This is a genomic window from Bacteroidota bacterium (assembly GCA_041658205.1).
Lineage (GTDB): Bacteria > Bacteroidota > Ignavibacteria > UBA10030 > UBA8401 > UBA8401.
In genome coordinates this window covers 2,042,023-2,061,578 of record JBBAAO010000001.1, presented here as the reverse complement: position 1 = coordinate 2,061,578, position 19,556 = coordinate 2,042,023, and the positions used below count along the sequence as shown (strand labels likewise).

General features: G+C 42.9%; 18 protein-coding genes. All 18 read left to right on the top strand.

From position 1 onward, the window contains the following. Positions 1 to 28: 28 nt before the first annotated feature. The 18 genes from WDA22_08505 (at position 29) to malQ (ending at position 19,556) form a co-directional block, all read left to right on the top strand. Positions 29 to 1,594, top strand: a complete 1,566-nt coding sequence (locus WDA22_08505) for a methylmalonyl-CoA mutase family protein (protein MFA5833504.1) — start codon at positions 29 to 31, stop codon at positions 1,592 to 1,594. An 18-nt stretch (positions 1,595 to 1,612) separates the two neighbouring features. Beyond that, positions 1,613 to 2,383: an RNA methyltransferase gene (locus WDA22_08500; protein ID MFA5833503.1), complete on the top strand. Its 771-nt coding sequence runs from the start codon at positions 1,613 to 1,615 to the stop codon at positions 2,381 to 2,383. After that, entirely contained in the window at positions 2,380 to 3,312 is a 933-nt protein-coding gene (locus WDA22_08495; protein ID MFA5833502.1) for a P1 family peptidase, read from the top strand. The genes WDA22_08500 and WDA22_08495 overlap by 4 nt, the downstream gene beginning before the upstream one ends. Then, positions 3,309 to 4,061: a pseudouridine synthase gene (locus tag WDA22_08490; protein ID MFA5833501.1), complete on the top strand. Its 753-nt coding sequence runs from the start codon at positions 3,309 to 3,311 to the stop codon at positions 4,059 to 4,061. Before WDA22_08495 ends, WDA22_08490 begins: the two co-directional genes overlap by 4 nt. A gap of 2 nt (positions 4,062 to 4,063) precedes the next feature. Then, entirely contained in the window at positions 4,064 to 4,531 is a 468-nt protein-coding gene (locus WDA22_08485; protein MFA5833500.1) for an NUDIX pyrophosphatase, read from the top strand. Then, complete coding sequence (locus WDA22_08480) at positions 4,528 to 6,189, top strand: family 10 glycosylhydrolase (GenBank protein MFA5833499.1); 1,662 nt, start codon at positions 4,528 to 4,530, stop codon at positions 6,187 to 6,189. Before WDA22_08485 ends, WDA22_08480 begins: the two co-directional genes overlap by 4 nt. Before the next feature lie 9 nt (positions 6,190 to 6,198). Continuing rightward, positions 6,199 to 7,110, top strand: coding sequence for a PfkB family carbohydrate kinase (locus WDA22_08475; GenBank protein MFA5833498.1), 912 nt, complete (start codon positions 6,199 to 6,201; stop codon positions 7,108 to 7,110). Positions 7,111 to 7,195: 85 nt separating this feature from the next. Then, positions 7,196 to 8,230, top strand: coding sequence for an S-methyl-5-thioribose-1-phosphate isomerase (gene mtnA, locus WDA22_08470; GenBank protein ID MFA5833497.1), 1,035 nt, complete (start codon positions 7,196 to 7,198; stop codon positions 8,228 to 8,230). After that, the gene (recO, locus tag WDA22_08465) at positions 8,227 to 8,997 is read left to right on the top strand and encodes a DNA repair protein RecO (GenBank protein ID MFA5833496.1); all 771 of its coding nucleotides are present in this window, start codon (positions 8,227 to 8,229) and stop codon (positions 8,995 to 8,997) included. Before mtnA ends, recO begins: the two co-directional genes overlap by 4 nt. Positions 8,998 to 9,033: 36 nt before the next feature. Then, positions 9,034 to 10,554, top strand: coding sequence for a Do family serine endopeptidase (locus WDA22_08460; GenBank protein MFA5833495.1), 1,521 nt, complete (start codon positions 9,034 to 9,036; stop codon positions 10,552 to 10,554). A 114-nt stretch (positions 10,555 to 10,668) separates the two neighbouring features. Continuing rightward, entirely contained in the window at positions 10,669 to 11,814 is a 1,146-nt protein-coding gene (locus WDA22_08455) for an acyl-CoA dehydrogenase family protein (GenBank protein ID MFA5833494.1), read from the top strand. Positions 11,815 to 11,963: 149 nt separating this feature from the next. After that, complete coding sequence (gene aroC, locus WDA22_08450; GenBank protein MFA5833493.1) at positions 11,964 to 13,124, top strand: chorismate synthase; 1,161 nt, start codon at positions 11,964 to 11,966, stop codon at positions 13,122 to 13,124. A 373-nt stretch (positions 13,125 to 13,497) separates the two neighbouring features. Next, on the top strand, positions 13,498 to 13,929 hold the full coding sequence (locus WDA22_08445; GenBank protein ID MFA5833492.1) for an HNH endonuclease: 432 nt from the start codon (positions 13,498 to 13,500) through the stop codon (positions 13,927 to 13,929). A 96-nt stretch (positions 13,930 to 14,025) separates the two neighbouring features. Beyond that, positions 14,026 to 15,036: a tryptophan--tRNA ligase gene (trpS, locus tag WDA22_08440; GenBank protein MFA5833491.1), complete on the top strand. Its 1,011-nt coding sequence runs from the start codon at positions 14,026 to 14,028 to the stop codon at positions 15,034 to 15,036. A 13-nt stretch (positions 15,037 to 15,049) separates the two neighbouring features. Then, on the top strand, positions 15,050 to 15,811 hold the full coding sequence (locus WDA22_08435; protein MFA5833490.1) for a segregation/condensation protein A: 762 nt from the start codon (positions 15,050 to 15,052) through the stop codon (positions 15,809 to 15,811). A 45-nt stretch (positions 15,812 to 15,856) separates the two neighbouring features. Further along, positions 15,857 to 17,281 (top strand): SMC-Scp complex subunit ScpB, encoded by a 1,425-nt coding sequence (scpB, locus tag WDA22_08430; GenBank protein ID MFA5833489.1) that lies wholly within the window; start codon positions 15,857 to 15,859, stop codon positions 17,279 to 17,281. Positions 17,282 to 17,295: 14 nt separating this feature from the next. Further along, on the top strand, positions 17,296 to 18,009 hold the full coding sequence (locus WDA22_08425) for a pseudouridine synthase (protein MFA5833488.1): 714 nt from the start codon (positions 17,296 to 17,298) through the stop codon (positions 18,007 to 18,009). 5 nt (positions 18,010 to 18,014) lie between these two features. Further along, a complete protein-coding gene (malQ, locus tag WDA22_08420) occupies positions 18,015 to 19,556 on the top strand; it encodes a 4-alpha-glucanotransferase (protein ID MFA5833487.1) in 1,542 nt (513 codons plus the stop codon).

Here is a 19,556-nt window from a genome sequence, read left to right as displayed (position 1 = left end):
CTCATTAATCACTTCTATTACAACAAGAATGTCAGCGAAGAAATTCAAGACCGATTCAGGAATTCCAATTAAGGAGTTTTATTCCCCAGCCGATCTCAATGCATCAACGCCGTTAGGTGAGCCTGGACAATTTCCATTCACACGTGGAGTTCATCCGACAATGTATCGTTCACGTTTGTGGACAATGCGCCAATATGCCGGATTCGGCACCGCAAAACAATCCAACGAACGGTATCAATATTTATTATCCCAAGGGACAACTGGGCTTTCTGTTGCGTTCGATCTTCCTACGCAAATGGGTTATAATTCCGATCATGCAATGAGTGAAGGAGAAGTAGGGAAAGTCGGTGTGGCGATTGATACGCTGGCAGATATGGAGTTGCTCTTTAGCGGCATAGAATTACAAAAAATTACAACGTCAATGACGATTAATGCGACGGCAGCGATTCTGCTTTGTATGTACGTTGCCTTGGCAAAAAAACAGAACGCCGATCTGAAAAAAATCTCTGGAACAATACAGAACGACATTTTGAAAGAGTACATTGCACGCGGAACGCACATTTATCCGCCGCAGCCTTCCATGCGACTGGTGACCGATATTTTTGCATGGTGCAGCGAAAATCTTCCAAGTTGGAATACAATCTCTATCAGCGGATATCATATTCGGGAAGCAGGTTCGACGGCAGTGCAAGAACTGGCATTCACACTTGCCAATGCAAAGGAATATGTTCGGGCGGCATTGAATGCAGGACTAAAAATCGATTCCTTCGGTCCCAGGCTCTCGTTCTTTTTTAATGCGCACAATAATCTTTTTGAGGAGGTTGCTAAGTTTCGTGCTGCGAGAAGATTGTGGGCTTCTATCATGAAAGAAGAATTCGGCGCACAAAATCCCGATTCATTAAAACTACGGTTTCATTCCCAAACGGCCGGTTCATCATTAGCAGCACAACAGATCGAGACAAATGTTCCACGCGTGACATTACAGGCGCTTGCCGCAGTACTCGGCGGAACACAATCGCTGCACACTAATGCAAAGGACGAAGCATTGGCTTTGCCCACAGAGGAATCCGCACGACTGGCGCTTCGTACGCAGCAAGTGATTGGTTTCGAATCAGGAGTTACGGATACGGTCGATCCTCTTGCCGGATCGTATTATGTTGAATCATTGACCAATGATATCGAACATCGAGTAAAAGAATACCTATTGAAAATCGATGAAATGGGCGGTTCTGTAAAGGCGATCGAACAACAATTTTTTCAAACAGAAATTGCTGATAGTGCTTATAAGTATCAACGTGCGATCGATGAAAAAGAAAAGATCATTGTTGGTGTCAATGAGTTTGTGGTGGCGGAAACTCAAACGGATACATTGTTAAAAGTTGATGAATCGATCCGCGATGACCAGATTAAAAGTCTTCACGATGTGAGGAGCAAACGGAATAATGAGAGTGTGAAAAAATCTCTTTCTGAACTGAAAAAAGCAGCACAAGGAAAGGAAAATGTTGTTCCTTGTATTCTTCGTTCGGTGGAGGAATATGCGTCGGTGGGAGAGATTTCAGATATTCTTCGTGAAGTGTGGGGAGTCTATGAATAGTTTTGTAAGGAAAAGCTCATGTTAACAAAACAAAAATTACAATCCATAAAAATACTTCACGAGAAAAAAGGACGCGATGAAGAAGGGAAGTTCATACTGGAAGGGTGGAAAAGTGTTGAAGAAGCATTGAACGCCGGCATTGAAATCGAAACAGTCATTTATAATCCACAAAAAGTGGAAAATGAAAGTGTGCTGAGCAAACTTCAACACTATGCAGGTGAAATGTTTCCGGTAAAACCGAAAGAGCTAGAGTTCCTTTCTGATGCCGTCACGCCGCAGGGGATCATCGCTGTTCTGCCCAGATTCTCACGCACGAGAAAAATCACTGCTATCCTTCAGCAGCCTTCAGCAGTCGTTGTGGTGTTGGACCGTCTCAGCGATCCAGGAAATCTTGGAACGATCATTCGCACGTGTGATTGGTTCGGTGTTGATGCGTTGGTGATCGGACAAAACTCTGTAGATCTTTATAATCCCAAAGTCGTTCGTTCTTCCATGGGTTCAATGTTTCACATACCGATTATTGATGAAGTCAATTTGAATAATTTTCTTTCCGTTTGTCATCAGGATAAATTTACAATCTATTCCACAGAACTTGATAAGAGTGTCAGTCTTCGGGGTATTTCCTTTTCAAAGAAAACAGCCCTTATTATCGGCAGTGAATCTCATGGTGTTTCATCCGAAGTATCGAAGTTGGCCGATAAAAAAGTGCATATCCCACAGTTTGGCAAAGCAGAATCGCTCAATGCGGCGATGGCGTGCGGTATTTTCCTTTCACACATTAAATTATGATTACAGACGTTCCCGGAATTCTCGTCGGACATTATACTGATGAAACGAATATCACCGGTTGTACCGTAATACTCTGTCCGCCAAATACCGTTGCAAGTTGTGATGTGCGTGGTTCTTCTCCCGGCTCGCGCGAACTTGTTCCTCTCGCGCCGGATAAACAAATACAGGAAGTTCATGCTATTCTGCTTTCTGGTGGAAGTGCGTTTGGTCTGGGCGCTGCGAACGGTGTGATGAAATATTTGGTCGAAAAAAAGATAGGATATGCAACACCATGGGCAATCGTTCCCATTGTTCCATCGGCAATTATTTTTGATCTGAACATCGGCAGTTCATCGATTTTTCCAACAGAAGAGAATGCCTATGTAGCATGCCAGCACGCTTCACAAAAATATGAACAAGGAAGTGTTGGTGCGGGCACCGGTGCTGTGGTTGGAAAATGGAGTGGATTTGAGAATGCGATGAAAGGGGGAATTGGTTCGTCATCGCAGAAATCAGGAGAAATTATCGTCGGGGCAATTGCCGTGGTAAATGCTGTTGGTGATATCATCGATAAGGATGGGAGAACGATTGCCGGAGCACGAAAAGAGGAGAGATTTTATGAAAGGCAAGAACGATTGGCATCGTTCAATAATGATCGTTTATTGATACGTAATACCAATACCACACTTATTGTTGTTGCCTCAAATGTGAAACTGAGTAAAGTAGATACAAACAGAGTAGCACAACGTGTGCATGATGGGATGGCTCGGGCTATCCAACCATGTCATACAACGTTTGACGGGGATGTCTCATTTGCTCTTTCGGCCGGACAAGTGATTGCACCGGTCGATCTCGTTGCAGAAATGGCTGCTGATACTGCCTCTGATGCAATTCGAAATGCTGTTAGGTCTTCCAAAGGACGTGGTGGAGTGAAAGGACTAATTGATTGAAATCGAACCAACCGAAACGAGTTGTCAGCCTTCCTCGGGCGCTCTCAAAATTAGGATATTGTTCTCGAAGTCAGGCGGAAAAATTTGTCGCTGAGGGAAATGTAACCGTAAACGGAAGAGTTGTGAAATCTCTTTCCTTCCGCGTGGATCCTTCACGCGATAAGATTTCGGTAAATACCGAATCAGTGAGCAAAGAAAAATCCTTCGTCTATCTTTTAATGAATAAGCCGACCAATGTTGTTACTACGCGAGTAGATGAGCGCGGAAGAAAAACTGTCTACGATCTGTTAAAGGAAAACCAAAATACTCAAGGTATTGGTCATCTCTTTCCGGTCGGAAGACTGGATAAAGAGACAAGCGGTGCATTATTGATCACCAATGATAATCAACTCGGAGAGAAATTGACTAACCCTGAATCAAAATTTCCGAAATCGTATGAAGTTGTCTGCGAGGGAACATTGACTCGGGAAATCTTGAGCGAATTGGCTGAAGGGATTGAGTTGGACGATGGTTATAAGACACTTCCTGCCCGCATTTCGAAAATGTATTCCGATAATAATGTTTCGGAGTGCGAGGTTACTATTGTTGAAGGAAAAAATCGCCAGATCCGTCGTATGTTCGAAGCGGTAGGATTTCCCGTGATTGAACTAAAGCGGATTGCCATTGGGGCCGTACGATTGGAAGATTTACAGACGGGGAAGATACGGAAATTGACAAAAGAAGAAATTGAACAACTTAAAGGCCGTTAACGATGGCAAACATTATCTGCAACATCGTAGAAGTCTGTATTTTTTCCTTTGAGAATAAGGAGCCAATGTATCTTATGCTACGCCGCTCAATTACGGAAAATGCATATCCGGATATGTGGCAGATCGTTACCGGCTCTATCGAAAAAGGTGAGAGCGCGCAACAAGGTGCATTGCGGGAGCTCAAAGAAGAGACGGGATATACGCCGCAAAAATTTTGGATTGTGCCCCATGTGAACACCTTTTTTTCTGTCATGCACGATACGTTAAATCATACGGTAGTCTTTGCTGCACAAGTTCCAGCGAATACGAATCCTATTCTTTCTGATGAACATTATCAATTTGGCTGGTATACAATCGAAAAAGCAAAAGCAATGTGTGTGTGGCCGGGACAAATGACAGCGCTTGATATCGTCCATAATTTTATTGTGGGTGGTAAAAAAGCTGCAGCGTTTTCCGAAATTGCTTTATGAAAACACTTTTTTCCATATGCTTCATTATATCAACCCTTCTCAGTCAAACCGAAGAACAAGTTTATCCTATTACTGCTATCGATCCTAAAAACACAAGAGATTATCCTGGCGGGCGTGGAGAGCATCAATTAATCATCTACACTTCCTCATATGGGAAACAGACTACCGGAACAAATCAATGGGGTGTTGAAGCAACGGTGAAAGATAACATTGTTATCACGATGGGTGGTAATAATTCGAAAATTAATCAAGGAGAGATTATTCTTTCTGGTCATGGAAAAGCCAGAATATTTTTACAGAGCAGAGTAAAAGTCGGCGCCAAAATTATTTTGTCAGATTCATCCATCTCAGTTACATTTGATTCCGAATCGTTCAGAATTTATGCAAAAATGCGTCTTGAAGGATTACTGAAAAAGCTTGAAAAGATTCGGCTACAACTGACGGAAAATGAAGTTGCATCGTTCCGTTCTGCTGTAGACTCCTTACAAATATTACGCGATGAAAAAAGTATTTTGTTGGATTCAACATTATACCTACGCGGAATGCATATGTTGGATGAAGTTGAATATCGTATCTCTCTTTCCACCTCTGTCGAAGGAAGAGGAGTATGGCACAGACCGACAGAGAAAAACAGCGAGGAAATATCAGCGGTTGTTCGCAAACTTGCGGATGCAGGGTTCAACATGATATTTTTGGAAACGATCTGGCGCGGTGAAACGATTTATCCCGGTTTTATTACCAAGCAAAAAAAAGAATTTGTTGGATTTGACCCTCTTCGTACATACATCGCAGAAGGGAAGAAATACGGCGTCGAAATTCATGCGTGGATCCACACTTTCTTTGTCGGATATCTCGGACACGATGAAGATACAAGCACCGGTCCAATCCTCTCTAAACATCCGGATTGGCAGTTGGTTAAACGAAACGGAGAAAAAATATCAAAAGCTGAACCGGGATATCTTTATGTAAATCCAGCACACCCGATGGCTCAGGAATTTATCGCATCACTCTATAAAGAAGTAAGGACAAATTATCCCAATCTTACTGGGATTCAGATGGATTATATCAGATATCCTGTAAATGTACCTCTGGATGAATCATCAGATTATAGCGATGTCTCCAGGGAAAAATTCAAGGAATATTCTAGCGTGGATCCGCTTACAATCAATCCTGCGGATAACCCTGAACAGTGGGAGGCATGGAGACTCTGGCGTGAACAAAACATCACCAATTTTGTAAAAAAAATTCGATGGGAAAATCCGGAAATACTTTTATCCGCAGATATTTTTCCCGATATTGAAGAGGCGCTTAAAACAAAGATGCAGAATTGGGGCGACTGGGCCAACAAAGGGTACGTGAATTTTTTAGTCCCAATGATTTACACGGTGAATTCCGACTGGGTCACCGAAGCGATTGGAAAAATGCGAGGAATCACGGGGGAACAATTCCCGCTGTATATTGGACTTGCTCCATTTCTCAAGTTGACACCTTCTCAACTATTGCTGCAGATTGAATTGAGCCGGGAGAGCAACGCAAACGGAGTAATACTCTTTTCAAGTTCAAGCATCACGGACGAACAGTTACAATTGCTGTCGATCGGACCATTTCGAAAAAAAGCATTAATACCTACAGTGATCAATAAAAAAACAAAACCATAAGGAGTTACTTTGTCTATTCTTGTTGTCGGCTCAGTTGCCATTGATGATATCGAAACACCATTCGGAATCGCTAAAGATGTCCTTGGCGGATCTGCAGTCTATATTGCTGTTGCAGCAAGTTATTTTACTACGCCGGTTCGTCTTGTTGGTGTTGTTGGGGGAGATTACCCACAGACAGCGATTGATTTCTTAAACGAACGCGGTGTTGATCTCACCGGTTTGGAAATAATTCAAGATGCAAAGACATTCCGCTGGTCCGGACGGTACCATTATGATTTAAACAACCGTGACACATTATCGCTGAATTTGAATGTATTTGAAAAGTTCAATCCAAAAATTCCTGAATCCTATAAAAAAACAAAATACATTTGTCTCGGGAACATCGATCCTACGTTGCAGCGGAGAGTGCTGGAACAAATCGAAAAACCGACACTGGTTGTCGGCGACACGATGAATTTTTGGATTGAAACCAAAAAAGAAGAGTTGATGAAGACAATCCCATTCTTCGATGTTTTCATTCTTAATGATTCAGAAGCACGATTGCTTTCCAACGATCCAAACCTGCTGCGCGCAGCAAAGAAGATCCGGGCAATGGGTGCAAAGACATTGATCATTAAAAAAGGGGAACACGGGGCACTATTGTTTCACGAAGATCATATCTTTTCGGCCCCGGCATATCCGCTGGAAGACATTTATGATCCGACCGGTGCAGGCGATACATTCGCATCCGGTTTTACAGCGTGGCTTGCAAAAACGGACGATCTGTCGTTTGAAAATTTGAAACGAGCGGTGATCTATGGAAGCACGATGGCATCGTTCTGTGTTGAGAAAGTATCCCTTGATGGATTGCGCGATCTTTCCTATCTGAAGATTCAGGACAGATTTCGGGAGTTCAAAGCGTTATCAAAGTTTGATGAATAATTTTTTGTTAACGCAAAAACGCTGGACGACAGAGAAACAATATTCTTTGCACGTTGGCGTTTTTGCAGTTTAAAGCCTCCGCACAATGAACAGTATTGAATGGCTCGGACATACGGTTCGCTTTTTGGATCAGACGGAACTTCCACTTATGGAAGTATATATTGAAACATCCGACCTTTCCGTCCTGAATAATGCAATCGTCGCATTGAAAATTCGAGGAGCCCCATTGCTTGGTATCGCCGCGGCCTATGGTGTACTATTGGGAGTTCAAACGGCAAAAAAATCTCCCCGAGAATCGTTTGAACAATTGTTTGAAGAATCCGCACAACGAATCTCTGCTACTCGCCCGACGGCAAAAAATCTTTTTTGGGCGTTGGAACGAATGAGAAATGTTCTTCGTCTAAATCCTCGTGATACTGCTCAATCGCTCTTTGACAAATGTGAGGCTGAAGCGCAAAAGATTCACGATGAGGATAGGATCATGTGCAATCAAATCGGGGAAAATGGTGCAGAATTGATTCCTAAGAACGCAAAGATCCTGACACATTGTAATACCGGGGCGCTTGCTACCGGAGGGATTGGAACTGCGTTTGGAGCGATTTTGACGGCACATACAGCTGGGAAAAATATCCATGTCTATGCAGATGAAACGAGGCCCCTGCTCCAGGGTGCACGGTTGACAATGTGGGAGTTGTTGAATGCAGGAATACCAGCTACGTTAATCACCGATAATTCCGCAGCGTGGACAATCCGTACAAAAAAAATAGATCTCATCATCACCGGTGCAGATAGAATTGCTGCTAATGGGGACACAGCCAATAAGATCGGAACATACAATCTTGCCCTGCTTGCAAAGGAACATAATATTCCATTCTATATTGCCGCGCCATCATCGACAATTGATACTTCAATGCCGTCCGGAGATCGCATTGCAATTGAAGAACGTGGGAAAGAGGAAATCATCAACGGATTTGGAAGACAGGTCGCACCGGTTGAATCACAAGTATTTGCACCAGCGTTTGATGTAACACCTGGGGAATTGATTTCAGCGATCATTACGGAAAAAGGAGTATTAAGAAAACCGTATCTTCAATCGATCGAATCATCGGTGATACAATGATTGTGGAAACGGAAGCGGTCGTATTACATTCCATCAACTTTCGCGATACCAGCAAGATTGTTACATTGTATTCGCGGAAGTATGGAAAAATAAAAGTGATCGCAAAAGGGGTGAAAAATCAAAAGACGAACAAGTTTGGGTCATCGCTGGAGGCGATGACACATTCATCGGTAGTAATCTATAAAAAGGAACATGGAGATCTTCACCTTCTCTCGAAAAGCGAGATTGTAACACCATTAAACAGACTGCAGAGTGATTCTGAACGAATGTTTACAGGACTTGCACTGGTAGAATTGGTGAATATGGTGATCCATGGTGAAGAAGAGAATGAAATATTGTTCTCTATGATTGTCGAATCCCTTCAAGCGATAGACGGTGCAGGAAAGAATGGCATGAATGTATTGTTCGGCTTTATGGTAAAAATGTTCGATCAGTTCGGATTTGGTTTGACACTGGATACATGTTTGAACTGCGGAAGGAAAACCGACGAACATGATTTTAAATCCGTATTGCTTCGACTGTCAGACGGTAAATTGATCTGTCCTCACTGTTCTGCGGATCAAACATCAACCGGAACAAAAATATCCGGCGGACTTTTGAAATCCCTTTACTATTTACAAACAAATGCCATTGAAAAATCAACGTCGTTATCAATGAATTCCGTGATGCGGGATGATCTGATATCGATTTTGCAGGCATATCTTCGGTATCATATTGACAGTGTCAGAACTTTGAAATCACTTTCGTTGTTACAGAGTATATCATGATCAATCCAATTTGAAACTAGAGGGAGAAATTACTATATGAAACGTTCTATTCTTGCAGCATTCTTTTTTATCGTCGTCGGAATTATCTTCGGCGCGATCCTTGTCTCCGACCTTGACGGTGTCGACCTGGGACTGGCGCAACAAAAACAAGTTAAACTCGGATCTGACAAGGCACCATCCAAAACCGATCTTGATCTTCAAGCAGCAAATGATGCGTTCGTTAAAGTATCAAAAGAAGCGACACCATCTGTTGTGTATATCAGTGTAACAACTAAACCTAGAAAACCCGATGGCAGAGAAGAAGAGTTCTTTAAATTTTTTCCTGATTTCCGTTTTCATCAACCGGAAGGACAAACGCAGGGTGCAGGTTCCGGTGTGATTGTAACGAAAGACGGTTATGTCATGACGAACAATCACGTTGTTGATAATGCTGCAGATGATGGGATCGAAGTTGTGTTGAACGATACTCGCCGTTTTAAAGCAAAGTTAATCGGTGCCGATCCTTTGACCGATGTTGCTGTTGTGAAAATTGAAGGTGATAATCTTCCCGTTGCAATGATTGGAAATTCTGATGATGTGCAGGTGGGGCAGTGGGCGCTCGCAATCGGAAATCCGTTGGGATTAAATTCAACTGTCACGGCAGGAATCATCAGTTATCTTGGAAGAGGTAACCTGCGTCTGATTGAAGATAGTTATGGTGTGGAGAACTTTATCCAAACGGATGCTGCAGTAAATCCTGGAAACAGCGGCGGAGCTCTGGTGAACATTTACGGAGAAGTAATTGGTATTAATACTGCAATTGCTACAACCAATCAGCGATACCAAGGATATTCATTTGCCATTCCAATCAATCTTGCGAAGAGTGTTGCGACCGATCTGATTCTTCATGGGAAAGTTGAACGTGGTTATATCGGCGTACAAATTTCTCAAGTAGACGAAACGCTCGCCAAAGCAAGCGGATTGGAAAAACCGGAAGGTGTATTTGTTCAAGAAGTAGTCGGCGAAGCGGCAAAAGCAGCAGGAGTGAAAGCCGGAGACATCATTCTGACCATTGATAACAGACCGATGAAAGCACCGAATGAATTGCAAGCATATATTGCCTCAAAGCATCCCGGCGATAAAGTGAAATTACTCATCTGGCGCGATGAAAAGAAAATGGAAAAAGTGATCACTTTAAAACCTCGATCCGAAGGTCCAACAACTGCATCACTGGAAGAAGACGAAAACGATCCGTCTATAGCGCAGGATGCCTCTGTTCGATCTTTGGACTTCGAAAAACTCGGATTCTCTGTGAAAAAAGCAGACAGTCGTTTATTAAAGGACAGAGATGCATCCCGCGGTGTAGTGGTTTCATCGATTAAAAATTTCGGTGAAGCAGCCAGCCGTTTCCTTCGCGAAGGTGATCTCATTCTTGATGTGGATAAAAAGGATTTCAGTTCGCTGACAGAATTTGAGAAAATAATGAAATCGAAAAAAGAAGGAGAAGCTGTTTTGCTTCGAGTGAAAGGGGCAGATAATAAAATCCGGTTTGTGGCATTGATGATACCAAAAGGATAGGAAATTGCTTTCAGTTCACAAAAAGGCCTCGTTGATCGAAAAATCAATGAGGTCTTTTTATTTTATTTTGTATATTCTTGTAGATAATATTATACACATGACAGCGTGAGTGGTATGAATTTTCCTTTTTCTCCCGAACAGTTGATGCTTCGAGATATGGTTCGTGAATTTTCTAATGCAGAAATCCGACCTCTCGCAACAAAAATTGACCGTGATGAAGAGATACCGCCATCCCTGCTTAAAAAAATTGCCGAAGTTGGTTTATTTGGGACAGCAATTCCGGAAGAATACGGAGGTGGCGGATTTGGGAAAGTTGGGTTTTGTCTTGCACAAGAAGAAGTGGCGAGAGTGTGCGGCTCAACGGCCGCGACCATCGGCGCTCATCAATCAATCGGCGCACAAGCAATCATCGTTGGTGGATCAGAGACATTAAAAAAGAAATATCTTCCGGTAATGGCATCCGGTGAAATGATTGCTGCATTTGCATTGACCGAGGCTGAAGCAGGATCGGATTCATTTAATCTTTCTACCCGCGCTGAAAAACGGGGTGATACATGGATTCTCAACGGGGCAAAAGCCTGGATTACGAATGGTGCAATAGCGGATGCATATTCAGTATTCGCACGGACAGAAAAAGGGATTACCGGATTTGTTGTTGAAAAAAAATTCGCTGGCGTGAGCGTTGGAAAGAATGAGAAAAAACTCGGTATCAAAGGGAGCGTCACAAACAGTCTTGCCTTTGATAATGTAGAAATTCCCGAAGAAAATATGATCGGAACAGATGGTCGTGGATTTTTAGTAGCAATGGAAACTTTGAATTCTGGAAGACTTGGGTTAGGCGCCGCCTGTTTTGGTGCAGCGAAAGAAATGCTGGAATTGTCCGTCGCATATTCCAAACAGCGTAAGCAATTCGGGGAGCCGATTTCTAAATTTCAGGCAATACAATTTATGATCTCAGATATGGCAACGCATATCTATGCTATGGAAAATATGGTCTATAAAGCGGCATTCAAAAGTGATAATAAAGAAGATATTACTCTTGACGCTGCAATTGTTAAATTATATTGTTCCGAAGCGGTTTCAGAAATTGCGGACCAAGCACTGCAGATCCACGGAGGTATGGGTTTTTCTGCCGAGCTTCCATTCGAACGTTTTTATCGCGACGCTCGCATCTTGAAAATATTCGAAGGAACAAATGAGATTCAAAAGTTAATTATCAGCAGACAGATCTTGAAACAGAACGGAAAATGGAACAGCTAAATTCATCGATTCACGTTTCACGCTACAGGATTCATTCCAATTCTTTTATTGAATCATGTATCCTGAACCCTGAAACTTAAATTTTGAATCTTGAATCGTGCATCTTGAATCTTACATCCTGAATCATAAAACACTAATCTTACTTTTTTATGGTACGCTACTACACAGCAGGTGAATCACACGGACAAGCTCTTGTTGGAATTGTTGAAGGAATTCCAGCGGGACTTCCGATTTCATCCGAATATATTAACCATCATCTCTGGCGCAGGCAGCAAGGGTACGGCCGCGGCGGCAGAATGAGAATTGAAACCGATAAAGTTGAAATACTTTCCGGTGTGCGATTTGGCAAAACACTCGGCTCACCGATTGCACTCATGATTCGAAATAAGGATTGGCAGAATTGGACAGAAAAAATGTCCGTTGAAGGGAGCGGAAAAGGAATTGAAAAAATTACTCTTCCTCGTCCTGGCCATGCCGATTATGTCGGCTCCGTGAAGTATGATTTCGACGACATTCGTAATGTGATTGATCGAGCCAGCGCGAGAGAGACTGCAATGCGTGTTGCCTGCTGTTCTATTCCAAGAAAATTGTTAGAAGAATTAGGACTGTTTATCGGCAGTCACGTTCTTTCCATAGGGAGCGCAGAAATAAAAAATATTTCTGAATTGAATAAATTGATTCACAAATTGATTTTGAAAGAGAACGCTTGGAGTGTTGCTTCTGCAGCCGATGCGTCTGAAGTTCGAATTTTGGACAAACAGATTGAAGCAAAAGCAATTGCCGCAATTAAAGCATGCAAGAAAAAAGGGGATACACTTGGCGGCATTTTTGAGGTGATTGTCTCGGGTGTTCCAATCGGATTAGGAAGTTATGTTCATTATGATAGAAAACTCGATGGACAACTTGCGCAAGCAATCATGTCCATTCATGCCGTAAAAGGTGTCGAAATTGGTGACGGTTTTGAAAATGCACACCGTTTCGGATCTGATGTTCATGACGAACTTCTTTCAGAAAAAAAGAGTACGTACCGACCGACAAATCGTGCTGGTGGTTTAGAAGGTGGCGTTACGAATGGTGAAACCTTAATCATTCGGGGTGCTATGAAGCCTATTTCTACGTTGGCTAATCCGTTGCGAACAGTGGATATCAAATCAAAGCAAACAGTAAAATCCCGTTATGAACGGTCTGACGTTTGCGCAGTCCCAGCCTGTGCTGTTATCGGCGAAGCTGTTGTAGCGCCTGTAATTGCGAATGCATTGTTGGAGAAGTTTGGTGGAGACTCGTTAAAAGAGATAAAAAAACGATTCTAAAATATTTGAACAAGATTAATTCGACCAAACAATACAGTTTGGTCGAGTTTTCGACCCTTTCTGAATCCCCATTTCCCCTCAATTTAATTCGCTCTCCTGATTGATATTAACTATCGCTGTTGTTATATTTCAACTACATTAGCGGTCTATCTCAAAGGTTTTTCTCGAAAATACTAGGTAAAGACATTACATTATCGACGGTTACGTACTACTAAAAGCCCTTTCATAGAAAAACGAAAGTAGCAAGAGGAGGATTGTCGCCTTCAGTTCATTATTCCAGTCGAAAAGTATACACGGGCGCTTAAATAGTAAAGTGCTTGTGCTTAACCAGAATTATGAGCCATTAAGTGTTTGCAATGTTAAAAAAGCAATAATGCTTCTTTTTCTGCGCAAAGCTGAGTTGATTGAAGCCAGTAATGGAAAAGTCATTCGCTCTGTCTCATTGGCAATGCCGTTCCCAAGCGTTGTTCGTCTCTCTGCGTTTGTTCGGGTGCCCTATAAGAAAATTATTCTTTCACGAAAGAATATTCTTCGTCGCGACGGTCACCGCTGTCAATATTGCGGAAGAGGTGATATGCCGCTGACAATGGACCATGTTCAGCCTCGTTCAAAAGGGGGAGAAGATGCATGGGAGAATCTTGTAGCTGCGTGTGTGAAGTGTAACAATAGAAAAGGAGATAGTACTCCGGAAGAAGCCGGGATGCCGTTGATGCGGCTGCCAATGAAACCGAATCATGTTACCTTCATTCGTCATTTTGTCGGGAATATGGACGACCGGTGGAAACCGTATTTGTTCATGCACTAAAAAACTGATTCAGGTTTCATGATGCAAGATTCAGTTATGAACCCTGAATCGTGAATCCTGAAACATGAAACGATTATTTTAAGGAACGAGATTTTTTTGAATACCAAAAAAAAGAGAATATTAAGCGGTATGCGTCCGACTGGGAAACTCCACATCGGTCATCTGGTTGGCGCATTGGAAAATTGGGTTGCCTTACAAAACGAATACGACAATTATCATCTGATAGCAGATTATCATGCGTTAACGACGAATCTTGATACGAACGAATTGTATCAGAACTCCATTGATATGGTAATCGATTGGCTTGCGGCAGGAATCGATCCTGAAAAAAGTCCCATCTTTCGTCAATCACAAATCAAAGAGCATGCTGAGCTTCATTTAATTTTTTCTATGCTCATCACTACTGCACGATTGGAACGAAATCCTACATTAAAAGACCAGATCCGCGATCTGAATATGGATTCAGTGGTGTATGGACATCTTGGATACCCTGTGTTGCAATCGGCAGATATTCTTCTCTACAAAGGAGAAGTTGTTCCTGTGGGAGAAGATCAAGTTCCGCACATTGAAATCACACGAGAGATAGCCCGAAGATTTAACCTTCAGTGGGGATCCGCCAAACAGACAGCGGATAAACAAGTTTTCCCGGAACCCGAACCGAAACTGACAAAATTTGCGCGCCTTGCCGGACTTGATGGAAATCAAAAGATGAGCAAGTCGCTGGGAAATACAATTTTGCTTTCTGATTCACCGGATGAGATTCAAAAGAGAATGCGGACTGCGGTCACTGATACACTCAAAGTTCGTAAGAACGATCCGGGCAGACCGGATGTTTGCGTTGTTTTTTCGTATCACCAAAAATTTAATCCTACCGAAGTACCGGAAATTCGAACAGGATGTGAGTCAGGTGCTTTGGGATGTGTTGACTGCAAAAAAAATTGTTCTTTAAAGATTGCGGAAACCCTGGCTCCGTTTCGTGAGAAACGTGCATACTACGAGAATAATCCTGTAGAAGTAAAATTTGTGTTGCATGATGGGGAAGCCCGTGCCAAAAGAATTGCGAATGAAACAATGCAGGAAGTGCGTCAAGTGATGAAGATCGGATAGCACATAACCGACAATGGATAAAGCATACAGAGTAAAATTATCAGATTTTGAAGGCCCACTGGATCTTCTTCTCTTTTTTATTAAAAGAGATGAATTGGATATTTATGATATTCCAATAGCGAAAATTACAAAAGAGTTTTTGCAATACCTTCAATATCTGCAGGAATTGAATCTGGATATTGCCGGAGAGTTTATTGTGACGGCGGCGGAGTTGATGCAGATAAAAGCGCAGATGCTGCTGCCGCGCCCAGACGGTGAAGGAGAAGAGGAGTTCGATCCACGCGCGGAACTTGTTCGTCGGCTGTTGGAATATAAGCGCTGGAAAGAGATGGCGGAAGAACTTGAGCGCAGGCAGATACAGCATAAAAAATTGGCGTATCGCGGCAATTTTGAGCACGATCCCATAGTTATCGAAGAAGAAAATGACGATGATATTATCCGTGACGTGACGTTGTTTGATCTGATTGCAGCATTTCAGTTTGCAGTGAACAAAATGCCCCGCAAACATGTACACGAGATCAACAAATTAAACGTATCGCTTGATGAACAGATGCAGTTCATTGTAAATTTCTTCAAAGACAAAAAAGAGGTATCTTTTTTTGACATTGTGTTTTCGATGAACGAAAAAATCCGCATTGTGGTGACGTTTATAGCAATCCTGGAATTGATGAAACAGAATATTATTGCCATCAACCAATACGATCCGTATACCGATATTACGATTATCAAGGTGAGCGACGCAACAGCGATCGTATTGCCCGATTCAACATATTAATTTATCATTAACCGTTCGGACCGATCACAATCGGAGAAGAAACGTATGAGTGAAGCACAAGCAGAGATCAAAGCGGAAGGAATAATGGAAGAAATCGTTGTTTCGACCGAGTTGAAGAACATCATCGAAGCACTCATCTTTGCCAGTGATGAGCCGATGACGGTGCGGTTCCTTCGTGCCATAACGGACGATGTGAACAAGGAGTTGCCTCCCGCTGAACATCTTATTGTGAATGCAGAGATTATCCGTAAAGCCGTTGCTGATCTAAATCGGGGATATGGCAAAATGGGGAGCGGATTTCGTATCATCGAAATTGCCGGCGGGTTTACATACGCCACTCAAGAACAATTTTCATCCTGGGTTGGAAAACTTGCGAAAGAAAAAGCACGCCGTCGTTTATCCCCGACGGCAGTGGAAACACTTGCAATCATCGCTTATAAACAGCCGATCGCTAAAGGAGAAGTTGAATTTATTCGCGGTGTGAATGTCGATTATATCATTAACGCATTGTTGGAGAAAGATCTCATTCACATCACCGGTCGGGCAAATACTCCAGGTCGTCCATTATTGTACGGTACTACGCAAAAATTTTTGGAACATTTTGGACTCAATGATCTTACTGATTTGCCGAAACCGCGTGAGATATCAGAATTGATTAATGAAACAGAATTGGAAGTTGACCGCCGCCTTCTTGCCGAACAGCAGGAGTTGGAGTTCAAAGAAGATCTGGAAAAGAAGTTGGATGGAAATGAAGGATCCAAAAACAAACCGCAGCGAGGACCGAAAATCAAGGTACCGGATGAAGTGAAAGAAGAGAATCGGCGCAAGGAGAAACAGGAAGCGGAAACGGAACAAACGCCGATTCCCGTGGAAAATAAAAACATTGAAGAAGGAGAACGATCATCAGAAAGCAATTTGGTAACAGACGAAATGACGGGGGTGATAGAGGTCGATCAACCGAACGAAGCGGCGCTCCACGAAAACGAAGCGGTGCTTCCAGTGATAGTCGAACAGGATCATTTGGAGACAAACGTTTCCGAAGGCCAGGATCAAAATTCGGTACAACCGGAGGAACCTCTCGTTTCAAGTCCGACAGATTTGACAAACCTGAGCGAACCGGAAGTACAGGAAGTTCATTTGAGCGTAAGCGAACCGGAAAACCAGACAATAGACGAACAGGTTCCTTTGACGACAGACGTTCCGGAAAGCCGAATGACCGATTTGGAAAATCCGGAAAACCGCGCGATCGATTTGGAACATCCGGTCGTTCAACAGACAGAAAGCGAACCGACAATTTCGACGGAAGACGCGGAGGGTCATTTGGCAGTGTCGACCGAAAGCGAACTCCGAGGCCAGGAACTCCAGGAAGGGACTATACCAGGCGGACAACAGCCAGACCAACCAAGCCAGACAGGTTGGAGCAAGTGGAAGAGCAAAGTGAAAACGTTCTTCCAGAAACTCTTCGCCTAAACAGGTTCCTCGCTATGGTCGGAGTTGCATCTCGCCGTGCAGCGGAAGAAATGATCGCCAATGGTGAAGTGGAACTGAACGGCACTGTCGTAAAAGAACTCGGAACAAAGGTGAACCCGCAGAATGATGTTGTGAAAGTAAACGGTCAAACGTATTCTCTTGCACAAAAGCTGGTGTACATCCTGCTCCACAAACCCAAAGATTTTATTACCACAGCAAGCGATGAAAAAGGGAGACGTACTGTCCTCGATATCGTCAATATCCGTGAACGTATTTATCCTATTGGTCGTTTGGACAGACAAACAACCGGTGTTCTGTTGCTGACAAATGATGGAATGCTTGCCAACAAATTGATGCATCCTTCCAGTGAAGTGATTAAAACGTACAATGTGTCCCTGGATAAAGGTCTGGATGTTGTTCACGCCCAAAAACTTGCCAGCGGTGTTTTTCTTGAGGATGGGAAAACAGCACCCGCTGAATTAGAAATTATCCCAGGCACAAAAAGTCGAGAAGTAATCATCCATATCCATGAAGGAAAGAACCGACAGGTGCGAAGAATGTTTGAATCATTTGGCTATGAAATTGAGCGTTTGCATCGGTCAGAATATGCGGGATTGAATGTGCATGGACTTCAACGGGGAATGTGGCGCTATTTAACGGATAAAGAAATAAAACATTTAAAAAGTGTAGTACTGCCAACCACCATCATTCACAAATCAGATAAGTAAAAAATATGAGTTTTGAACGCAGTTCAGGAATTTTATTGCATCCAACATCCCTCCCTGGTCAGTTCGGTTCCGGTGACCTTGGAGCATCGTCGTATCATTTCATTGAATGGCTTGTAGTAGCGGGACAAAAATTGTGGCAGATGCTTCCGCTCGGCCCTGTTGGTATGGGAGATTCTCCGTATATGTGTCTTTCTGCTTTTGCCGGCGAACCGATGTTGATTGATTTGCAGGAATTAGTCGATCGTGGGTGGCTTCCGAAAAATGAATTAGAAAAGCGTCCGGCTTTTAATCAGCACAAGGTCCACTATGGCGATGTGAAGACTTTTCGAATGAATAAACTTCGCGTGGCTTCGCAGCAATTTTTTGCAAAAAAAACGAATGCAGAAACGAATGATTTTGAATTATTCTGCAAAAAACAAAAATCGTGGCTCGGTGATTATGCGCTGTTCATGTCGTTGATTCAAAAATATAACGGCGCCGAATGGAGTTCGTGGGATGTCGACCTTGCGAAACGAAATCCAGCTGCGTTAAAAAATATTCGCAAAGAATTAGAAGCGGAAATCAATTTCTGGGAATTTACACAGTGGTGTTTCTTCCGCCAATGGTTTGCACTCAAAAAATATGCGAATGATCGTGGTGTGAAAATCGTCGGTGATATCCCGATCTTCATCGCCTATCAAAGTTCCGATGTCTGGGCGAACCAGCATCTCTTTCATCTTGATAAACAGATGAAACCGACAGTTGTTGCAGGAGTCCCGCCTGATTATTTTTCCGTGACGGGTCAGCGGTGGGGAAATCCACTCTACAATTGGAAAGCGATGCACCAAGAGAACTACGCTTGGTTCATTGAACGGATCAAGACAACGTTGGAGTTAGTGGACATCGTTCGTATCGATCATTTCCGCGGATTTGCCGGTTATTGGGAAATTCCTGCCACAGAAGCAACGGCAGTAAAAGGACAATGGGTAAAAGGTCCCGGAGCAAAATTATTCGATGCCATCGATAAGAAACTCGGGAAAATGCCGATCATTGCTGAAGATCTCGGCGAAATCACTCCTGATGTTATTGAATTACGAGATCGCTATAATTTCCCCGGGATGAGAATTTTGCAATTTGCATTTGCGGCGGATGCAAAAAATAATTTTCTTCCGCACAATTATATTTCCAACACAGTTGTTTATTCCGGTACGCATGATAATGATACGACAATCGGCTGGTTCAAATCCTCAACGGAACGTGAACGTGAATTTGTTAAAAAATATGTCGGAACCGATGGAAAAGAGATTCAATGGGATCTGATTCGTATCGCTTCACAGTCGGTTGCTGATATGGCAGTATTTCCGTTTCAGGATATTTTGGGATTAGGGACAGAAGCGAGAATGAACATGCCCGGCCAAGCGCTCGGAAATTGGTCTTGGAGATTTCAATGGGATCAGGTGCAACCGTGGCATGCATTAAAGTTGTACGAAATTTCTGCTTTAACGAACAGAACAAAAGCGGACAAAGTGAATTTACCGGCTTATCCGACTGGTAAAGTTCAACCTTAA

Bases quoted from the DNA above. Each gene is read 5' to 3' on its own strand.
- aroC (MFA5833493.1), top strand. From the start codon at position 11,964: ATGGTACGCTACTACACAGCAGGTGAATCACACGGACAAGCTCTTGTT.
- scpB (MFA5833489.1), top strand. From the start codon at position 15,857: ATGAGTGAAGCACAAGCAGAGATCAAAGCGGAAGGAATAATGGAAGAA.
- mtnA (MFA5833497.1), top strand. From the start codon at position 7,196: ATGAACAGTATTGAATGGCTCGGACATACGGTTCGCTTTTTGGATCAG.
- recO (MFA5833496.1), top strand. From the start codon at position 8,227: ATGATTGTGGAAACGGAAGCGGTCGTATTACATTCCATCAACTTTCGC.
- WDA22_08445 (MFA5833492.1), top strand. From the start codon at position 13,498: ATGCTTCTTTTTCTGCGCAAAGCTGAGTTGATTGAAGCCAGTAATGGA.
- WDA22_08500 (MFA5833503.1), top strand. From the start codon at position 1,613: ATGTTAACAAAACAAAAATTACAATCCATAAAAATACTTCACGAGAAA.
- WDA22_08480 (MFA5833499.1), top strand. From the start codon at position 4,528: ATGAAAACACTTTTTTCCATATGCTTCATTATATCAACCCTTCTCAGT.
- WDA22_08425 (MFA5833488.1), top strand. From the start codon at position 17,296: ATGGTCGGAGTTGCATCTCGCCGTGCAGCGGAAGAAATGATCGCCAAT.
- WDA22_08505 (MFA5833504.1), top strand. From the start codon at position 29: ATGTCAGCGAAGAAATTCAAGACCGATTCAGGAATTCCAATTAAGGAG.
- WDA22_08495 (MFA5833502.1), top strand. From the start codon at position 2,380: ATGATTACAGACGTTCCCGGAATTCTCGTCGGACATTATACTGATGAA.
- WDA22_08435 (MFA5833490.1), top strand. From the start codon at position 15,050: ATGGATAAAGCATACAGAGTAAAATTATCAGATTTTGAAGGCCCACTG.
- WDA22_08460 (MFA5833495.1), top strand. From the start codon at position 9,034: ATGAAACGTTCTATTCTTGCAGCATTCTTTTTTATCGTCGTCGGAATT.
- WDA22_08485 (MFA5833500.1), top strand. From the start codon at position 4,064: ATGGCAAACATTATCTGCAACATCGTAGAAGTCTGTATTTTTTCCTTT.
- WDA22_08455 (MFA5833494.1), top strand. From the start codon at position 10,669: ATGAATTTTCCTTTTTCTCCCGAACAGTTGATGCTTCGAGATATGGTT.
- malQ (MFA5833487.1), top strand. From the start codon at position 18,015: ATGAGTTTTGAACGCAGTTCAGGAATTTTATTGCATCCAACATCCCTC.